1 protein-coding gene is annotated in these 476 nt (G+C 66.2%); it reads right to left on the reverse strand.

What is annotated here, in order from left to right; all coding sequences use genetic code 11:
* Window positions 1-476 (reverse strand): bifunctional adenosylcobinamide kinase/adenosylcobinamide-phosphate guanylyltransferase (gene cobU / locus EOA38_RS38630; protein WP_127301690.1); only part of this gene is annotated, 476 nt, incomplete at both ends.

The raw sequence follows: 476 nt of genomic DNA on the forward strand, positions 1-476 counted from the left end.
CACTTCACCTTGAGCGGCAGCCCCGCCACCATCATCAGCACACTATCGGCAACGGCCGCGACCTGCTGGTTGAGCCGGCCGGCGGCATCGCGGAACCGGCGCGCCAGCGCATTGTCCGGCACGATGCCAAGCCCGACTTCGTTCGATACCACGAACCAAGGCCCGCGCGGACGCGACAGCACATCCGAGAGCCGCCGGCACTCGGCCTCGACATCATGTTCCGCCAGCATATGATTGGTCAGCCACAATGTCAGGCAATCGATCAGCACCGGCTGGTGATCGGGCAAAGCCTCGATCGCGCCGACAAGATCGAGCGGCGCATCAATCGTCACCCAGCCTTCGCCGCGCCGAGCGCGATGCAGCGCGATGCGCTCGCGCATCTCGTCGTCATAGGCCTGCGCAGTGGCGATGTAAGTCCAGGGCGACGGACTGGCCGTCACCAACGCCTCGGCATGCGCGCTCTTTCCCGAGCGCGC

This window comes from Mesorhizobium sp. M1E.F.Ca.ET.041.01.1.1 (assembly GCF_003997355.1).
Classification (GTDB): Bacteria; Pseudomonadota; Alphaproteobacteria; order Rhizobiales; family Rhizobiaceae; genus Mesorhizobium.